This is a genomic window from Streptomyces sp. NPDC059443, assembly GCF_042750105.1.
In the GTDB taxonomy this organism is placed as follows: Bacteria; Actinomycetota; Actinomycetes; order Streptomycetales; family Streptomycetaceae; genus Streptomyces.
In genome coordinates, this window is record NZ_JBHYVM010000016.1 from 1 (window position 1) to 7,579 (window position 7,579).

At 69.8% G+C, this 7,579-nt stretch carries 6 protein-coding genes; 5 read left to right on the top strand and 1 reads right to left on the bottom strand.

The window, feature by feature from the left end; translation table 11 throughout:
- On the bottom strand, window positions 1-998 hold a 998-nt coding region (locus tag ACFXDJ_RS17370), incomplete at its 3' end, for a homocysteine S-methyltransferase family protein (protein WP_384849438.1).
- A gap of 262 nt (window positions 999-1,260) precedes the next feature.
- Between ACFXDJ_RS17370 and ACFXDJ_RS17375 the strand changes: the two genes are divergently transcribed.
- From ACFXDJ_RS17375 to ACFXDJ_RS17395, 5 genes are all read left to right on the top strand, one after another.
- Window positions 1,261-2,028 (top strand): IclR family transcriptional regulator, encoded by a 768-nt coding sequence (locus ACFXDJ_RS17375; RefSeq protein ID WP_384662845.1) that lies wholly within the window; start codon window positions 1,261-1,263, stop codon window positions 2,026-2,028.
- A gap of 342 nt (window positions 2,029-2,370) precedes the next feature.
- Window positions 2,371-3,153: an MIP/aquaporin family protein gene (locus ACFXDJ_RS17380; protein WP_384849441.1), complete on the top strand. Its 783-nt coding sequence runs from the start codon at window positions 2,371-2,373 to the stop codon at window positions 3,151-3,153.
- 78 nt (window positions 3,154-3,231) lie between these two features.
- A complete protein-coding gene (gene glpK, locus ACFXDJ_RS17385; protein ID WP_384662839.1) occupies window positions 3,232-4,773 on the top strand; it encodes a glycerol kinase GlpK in 1,542 nt (513 codons plus the stop codon).
- Between the two features lie 41 nt (window positions 4,774-4,814).
- Window positions 4,815-6,422, top strand: a complete 1,608-nt coding sequence (locus tag ACFXDJ_RS17390; protein WP_384849444.1) for an FAD-dependent oxidoreductase — start codon at window positions 4,815-4,817, stop codon at window positions 6,420-6,422.
- A 127-nt stretch (window positions 6,423-6,549) separates the two neighbouring features.
- Entirely contained in the window at window positions 6,550-7,536 is a 987-nt protein-coding gene (locus ACFXDJ_RS17395; RefSeq protein WP_384849447.1) for a PAC2 family protein, read from the top strand.
- Window positions 7,537-7,579: the final 43 nt, after the last annotated feature.

The following is a 7,579-nucleotide window of genomic DNA, read 5'->3' on the forward strand; positions in this document are numbered from 1 at the left end:
CCCGGCTCGGGGCGGGGGTCCCGGGCGACCGGGCTCAGGCCGCGGACCCGCTCCACGACCTGGCGCAGGTGCTCGGGCGTGGTGCCGCAGCAGCCGCCGACCAGGGAGAGCCCGTACTCGCGGACGAAGGTCTCCTGCGCGTCGGCGAGCTCGGAGGCGGACAGGGGGTAGTGGGCGCCGTTCTTGCCCAGGACCGGCAGACCGGCGTTCGGCATGCAGGAGATCGGGATGCGGGAGTTGCGCGCGAGGTAGCGCAGGTGCTCGCTCATCTCGGCGGGACCGGTCGCGCAGTTCAGGCCGATCATGTCGATGCCCAACGGCTCCAACGCCGTCAGTGCCGCACCGATCTCCGAGCCGAGGAGCATCGTGCCGGTCGTTTCCACGGTCACGGAGCAGATCAGCGGGACGGAGACACCGAGGGCCTCCATGGCGCGGCGGGCGCCGACGATGGAGGACTTGGTCTGCAGGAGGTCCTGGGTGGTCTCCACGAGCAGTGCGTCGGCGCCGCCGGTGATCAGGCCTTCGGCGTTGATCTGGTAGGCGTCGCGGATCGTCGTGTAGTCGATGTGTCCGAGCGTCGGCAGCTTCGTACCCGGGCCCATCGAACCCAGGACCCAGCGCTGCTGACCCGTGGAGGCCGTGAACTCGTCCGCGACCTCACGCGCGATCCGGGCGCCGGCCACGGACAGCTCGTGGTTGCGGTCGGCGATGTCGTACTCGGCGAGGGCGGCGTAGTTGGTGCCGAAGGTGTTGGTCTCGACGCAGTCGACGCCGGCGCCGAAGTACTCGCGGTGCACGTTGGCCACGATGTCGGGGCGGGTCACGTTGAGGATCTCGTTGCAGCCTTCGAGCTGCTGGAAGTCCTCCATCGAGGGGTCCTGCGCCTGGAGCATGGTTCCCATGGCTCCGTCGGCGACGACCACGCGGGTCGCCAATGCCTGGCGGAGGGCATCGGCCCGAGTCTGGGTGTCTGCGGGCGGGTTCGGCAACGAGGCCATGGTTGAGCTCCCTGGGCTGCGACGGCTGTCGGCTTTGCACCCCATTCTTTGTCAAGGGTGCACGCGGCCAGGGTAACCGTGCGGAAGTCGCCCCGGTGAGGGTGTCCCAAGTGGCGGACTGCATTCTGTGCGCGGTGGGTGGCGACTTTCGGCCGGGGGTGTCCCGGTCGGCTTGTTCCAGACGGTCCTCCCAGCATGCACGAAGTCGGCATCGACCGATAGTGTTCAGCATTGTCGAACTACGTCAGCAGGAGGCTGCGCGATGGCACGGAACATCCAGTCGCTCGAACGAGCCGCTGCGATGCTGCGGCTCCTGGCGGGGGGTGAGCGCCGGCTGGGACTCTCGGACGTGGCCTCTTCCCTTGGCCTGGCCAAGGGGACGGCACACGGGATCCTGCGCACTTTGCAGGCCGAGGGCTTCGTGGAGCAGGACCCCGCCTCCGGCCGCTACCAGCTCGGCGCGGAGCTGCTGCGCCTGGGCAACAGCTATCTGGACGTCCACGAGCTGCGGGCCCGCGCCCTGGTCTGGACGGACGACCTGGCCCGTGCGAGCGGGGAGAGCGTGTACGTGGGGGTGCTCCACAAGAGCGGGGTGCTGATCATGCACCACGTGTTCCGGCCCGACGACAGCCGTCAAGTGCTGGAGGTGGGGGCCATGCAGCCGCTGCATTCCACGGCCCTTGGCAAGGTGCTCTCCGCGTACGACCCGGTGGCCCACACGCAGGTCATGGAGGTGGAGCGGGAGGCGTTCACCCCCCGCACGGTCACGGACGAAGCGGGCTTCGAGGAGATCCTGGAGCTGACCCGGGCGCGCGGCTGGGCCGGTGACGTCGAGGAGACCTGGGACGGGATCGCCTCGGTGGCGGCGCCCATCCACGACCGGCGGCGGATGCCGGTCGGCGCGGTGGCGGTCGCGGGGGCCGTGGAGCGGGTCTGCGGGGAGTCCGGGGAGCCCCGGGCGACCCTCGTGGCGTCGGTACGGGACTGCGCGCGGGCGGTTTCGCGCGACCTTGGGGCGGGCCGGTTCTGAGCTTGCCCCGATCCCGGTAGCCCTGCCTTGGCGGTCCAAAAGCCACCCAACGGTCACTTTCGAGTGGCATTTGGGTGGTTTTTGGCGTTTGATGATCACCCAATGGCCTAATTTGGTCGATCGTACTGTCTGGTAACGATCCGGCTCATTGGCCTGGTCAACTCTTGACGCCCGCTTCACCTGGGCGGAAAACTGCCGTTCATCGGTCGGCATTGCCGAACACCTACCGGCAATACGCGTTAGGGTGTGGCAAGGCCAAGGACCGGTGCAGCACTCACCGAGTGCGTGGGCCACCGGAGGGACCCGGTGGTCGACCACCCCTGAACGACAAAGGAGTCGCGGGTGTCCAGCTCCGACATCTTCATCGGCGAGACCATCGGTACCGCCCTGCTCACCCTGCTCGGTGGTGGCGTCTGCGCCGCCCTGACGCTCAAGAGCTCCAAGGCCCGCAACGCCGGCTGGCTCGCGATCACCTTCGGCTGGGGCTTCGCGGTCCTGATCGCCGCCTACGTCTCCGCGCCGCTCTCCGGCGCGCACCTCAACCCGGCGGTCACCGTCGGCATCGCCATCAAGACCGGCGAGTGGGGCGACGTACCGGTCTACTTCGCCGGCCAGCTGCTCGGCGCGATGATCGGCTCGGTCCTGATGTGGATCACCTACTACGGCCAGTTCCGGGCGCACCTCGCCGACCCGGAGCACATCCGTGACGCGAAGCTCGGCCCCGAGGACCCGCACCCGCACGACGTGGCCGGCCCGGTGCTCGGCATCTTCTCCACGGGCCCCGAGATCCGCAACGTCGTCCAGAACCTCGCGACCGAGATCATCGGCACCGCCGTCCTGGTCCTGGCCATCCTGACCCAGGGCCTCCAGAACGACGGCAAGGGCCTCGGCGTCATCGGCGTCCTGATCACCTCGTTCGTGGTCGTCGGAATCGGCCTCTCGCTGGGCGGCCCGACCGGCTACGCGATCAACCCGGTCCGCGACCTCGGCCCCCGCATCGTCCACGCCCTGCTGCCGCTGCCCAACAAGGGCGGCTCGGACTGGAGCTACTCCTGGATCCCGGTGCTCGGCCCCCTCGCGGGTGCCGCGCTCGCCGGCGGTCTGTACAACATCGCGTTCGCCTGATCAGCAATCGGCACCACGGCACCATCCGCACCGCCATTCTGATTCCGCCTACTTCGACACCTGCCAGGAGCAGCCACCATGACCACCAGCACCGGCCCCTTCATCGCCGCGATCGACCAGGGCACCACCTCCTCGCGCTGCATCGTCTTCGACCGTGACGGGCGCATCGTCTCCGTCGACCAGAAGGAGCACGCGCAGATCCTCCCGCAGCCGGGCTGGGTCGAGCACGACGCCGCCGAGATCTGGACCAACGTCCAGGAGGTCGTCGCCGGGGCCATCGCCAAGGCCGCCCATGACAATCCGGACTTCACCCCCGCTGACGTCAAGGCCGTCGGCATCACCAACCAGCGCGAGACCACCGTCCTGTGGGACCGCCACACCGGCGAGCCCGTGCACAACGCGCTGGTCTGGCAGGACACCCGTACCGACGCCCTGTGCAAGGAGCTCGGCCGCAACGTCGGCCAGGACCGCTTCCGCCGCGAGACGGGCCTTCCGCTGGCGAGCTACTTCGCCGGCCCCAAGATCCGCTGGCTGCTGGACAACGTCGAGGGCCTGCGCGAGCGCGCCGAGGCCGGGGACATCCTCTTCGGCACCATGGACTCCTGGGTCATCTGGAACCTGACCGGCGGCGCCGAGGGCGGTGTGCACGTCACCGACGTCACCAACGCCTCGCGCACCATGCTGTTCAACCTGCACACCCTGGCCTGGGACGAGAAGATCGCCGAGTCCATGGACGTGCCCCTCAACGTCCTCCCGGTGATCAAGTCCTCCGCCGAGGTCTACGGCCACGTCAAGGACGGCGTCCTCGCCGGCGTCCCGGTCGCCTCGGCGCTCGGTGACCAGCAGGCCGCGCTGTTCGGCCAGACCTGTTTCGCCGAGGGCGAGGCGAAGTCCACGTACGGCACCGGCACGTTCATGCTGATGAACACCGGCGACAAGATCATCAACTCCTACAGCGGCCTGCTGACCACCGTCGGCTACCAGATCGGCGACCAGAAGCCGGTCTACGCGCTGGAGGGCTCCATCGCCGTCACCGGCTCGCTCGTCCAGTGGATGCGCGACCAGATGGGCATGATCAAGACCGCGGCCGAGATCGAGACCCTCGCGTCCTCGGTCGAGGACAACGGCGGCGCGTACTTCGTGCCGGCCTTCTCCGGCCTGTTCGCCCCGTACTGGCGCTCCGACGCCCGCGGTGTGATCGCCGGCCTCACCCGGTACGTCACCAAGGCGCACATCGCCCGTGCCGTCCTGGAGGCCACCGCCTGGCAGACCCGTGAGATCACCGACGCCATGACCAAGGACTCGGGCGTCGAGCTCGCGGCCCTCAAGGTCGACGGCGGCATGACCTCCAACAACCTGCTGATGCAGACCCTCTCCGACTTCGTGGACGCCCCCGTGGTGCGCCCGATGGTCGCGGAGACCACCTGCCTCGGCGCCGCCTACGCCGCCGGTCTGGCCGTCGGCTTCTGGCCCGACACCGACGCCCTGCGCGCCAACTGGCGCCGCGCGGCGGAGTGGACCCCGCGGATGCCCGCCGAGCAGCGGGAGCGCGAGTACAAGAGCTGGCTCAAGGCCGTGGAGCGTTCCATGGGCTGGGTCGACGACGAAGACGCCAGCTGACCGCACTCAGCTGAGTCAATCGACGAGGAGCTAAGAGAGATATGAGCACCCTGCAGAGCGTTCCCACCCTGGGTTCGCACCCGACCGCCGGTTCGAACGCGAGCCGTGCCGAGACCCGTGAGCAGCTGGCGAAGGCCACGTACGACCTGCTGGTCATCGGCGGTGGAATCCTGGGCACCTCGGTGGCCTGGCATGCCGCGCAGTCGGGTCTGCGGGTCGCCATGGTGGACGCCGGCGACTTCGCCGGCGCCACCTCCTCGGCCTCCTCCAAGCTGGTCCACGGCGGCCTGCGCTACCTGCAGACCGGTTCGGTCAAGCTGGTCGCGGAGAACCACCACGAGCGCCGGGTGCTGGCCAAGGACGTGGCCCCGCACCTGGTCAACCCGCTCACGTTCTACCTCCCGGTGTACAAGGGCGGTCCGGTCGGTGCGGCCAAGCTGGGCGCGGGCGTCTTCGCCTACTCCGCCCTCTCGGCCTTCGGCGACGGCATGGGCAAGATCATCTCGCCGGCCCGCGCGGCCGCCGACAACCCGGGCCTGAAGACGGACAACCTCAAGGCCGTGGCCGTCTACTACGACCACCAGATGAACGACTCCCGCGTCGCCGTGATGACGGTCCGCGCGGCCGTCGAGTCGGGCGCGGTCGTCCTGAACCACGCCGAGGTCACCGGTCTGCGCATGACGCGCGGCCGGGTCTCCGGCGCCGAGCTCAAGGACCGTCTGGACGGCACCGAGTTCGGTGTGGACGCGCGGGTCGTGCTCAATGCCACCGGCCCGTGGGTGGACCACCTGCGGCGCATGGAGGACAAGCACTCGATGCCGTCCATCCGGCTGTCCAAGGGCGCGCACATAGTCATGAAGCGCAAGTCGCCGTGGAAGGCCGCCATGGCCACCCCGATCGACAAGTACCGCATCACCTTCGCCCTGCCGTGGGAGGACCAGCTCCTGCTGGGCACCACGGACGAGGTCTACGAGGGCGACCCGGCGGACGTGCGCGCCACCGAGGCCGACATCCAGCAGATCCTGGACGAGGCGGCCTTCTCGGTGAAGGACGCCGATCTGGACCGCTCCCTGATGACGTACGCCTTCGCGGGCCTGCGGGTGCTGCCCGGCGGCCCCGGCGGGGTCGAGAAGGCCAAGCGCGAGACGGTGGTCTCCGAGGGCGCGGGCGGCATGCTGTCCGTGGCCGGCGGCAAGTGGACCACGTACCGGCACATCGGCCGGGTGGTCATGGACAAGCTGGCGAAGCTGCCGGGGAGCCCGCTGACCGACGACATGGAGCCGGTGAAGTCGCTGGTGCGCCGGATCGCGCTGCCGGGTGTCGCCAACCCGAACGCGGTGGCGCACCGGCTGCTGGTGGACCGGGAGCCGGGTTCGCGGATGGACCCGCTGACGGCGCGCCACCTGGCCTCGCACTACGGTTCGCTGGCCTTCGACATCGCGCGGCTCGCGAACGAGGACCCGGCGCTCGCGGAGCGCATCCACCCGGACGGTCCGGAGATCTGGGCGCAGGTCGCCTACGCCCGGGACAACGAGTGGGCCGAGACGGCCGATGACGTGCTGCGCCGCCGTACGACGGTGACGGTCCGCGGCCTGGACAGCGCCGAAGTGCGCGGCCGTGTCGAGGAGATGCTGGCCGACAAGGCATAACCGGCCGTGTGAGCGGGCAGAGGGGCGGTTCCAGGGGGAACCGCCCCTCTGTCGTGGGCTGTGGCCGACGTCCCATCAAGGCTTAGGCTGGCCCACGTACGCAAGGGAACTTCGGAAGGAGACCTGGGTGATCGAGCTTGAGGGCGTGCCCGAGCTGATCGACCCGGTCATGGTGGCCGCGTTCGAGGGCTGGAACGACGCGGGTGACGCGGCCTCCGGTGCGGTGGCGCACCTGGACCGGGAGTGGAAGGGCGAGGTCTTCGCGGCTCTGGACGCCGAGGACTACTACGATTTCCAGGTCAACCGGCCGACGGTGTGGCTGGACAACGGGGTTCGGAAGATCACCTGGCCGACGACCCGGCTGTCGGTGGTGCGGATCGGCGGTGCGAAGCCGCGCGATCTGGTGCTGGTGCGGGGCATCGAACCGTCCATGCGGTGGCGGTCGTTCTGCAACGAGATCCTGGGCTTCGCGCACGAGCTGGGCGTGGAGATGGTGGTGATCCTGGGCGCGCTGCTCGGGGACACCCCGCACACGCGGCCGGTGCCGGTGAGCGGGGTCACCTCGGACGCGGACCTGGCGCGGACGATGGACCTGGAGGAGACGAAGTACGAGGGCCCGACGGGCATCGTGGGCATCTTGCAGGAGGCCTGCACCCATGCCGGGGTCCCGGCGGTGTCGCTGTGGGCGGCGGTGCCGCACTACGTCTCGCAGCCGCCGAACCCGAAGGCGACGCTGGCGCTGCTCAACCGTCTGGAGGATCTGATCGACATCCGGATCCCGCTGGGCGAACTGCCGGAGGACGCGCGGGCGTGGCAGGTGGGCGTGGACCAACTGGCGGCCGAGGACAGCGAGGTGGCGGAGTACGTCCAGACGCTGGAGGAGGCCCGGGACACCGCCGATCTGCCGGAGGCGTCGGGTGACGCCATTGCCCGGGAGTTCGAGCGGTACCTGCGGCGGCGGGACCCTTCCACGGGCGCGGAGCCGGGTGACGGGTCGTACCTGCGGGACACTTCCAGCGGGCTGACCCGGCCGCCGAAGCGGAAGCCGGACCCGGAGCCGGACCCGGAGGCCCCGTCCGCGGACGGGGAAGAGGGTGCTCCCCCGGAGGCGTGAGCGGAACGTGCGGATGCCCCCGGCCCGATGGGCCGGGGGCATC

Excerpts from the sequence above, each read along its gene's own strand:
- ACFXDJ_RS17390 (WP_384849444.1), top strand. The coding sequence starts at position 4,815 with ATGAGCACCCTGCAGAGCGTTCCCACCCTGGGTTCGCACCCGACCGCC.
- ACFXDJ_RS17375 (WP_384662845.1), top strand. The coding sequence starts at position 1,261 with ATGGCACGGAACATCCAGTCGCTCGAACGAGCCGCTGCGATGCTGCGG.
- glpK (WP_384662839.1), top strand. The coding sequence starts at position 3,232 with ATGACCACCAGCACCGGCCCCTTCATCGCCGCGATCGACCAGGGCACC.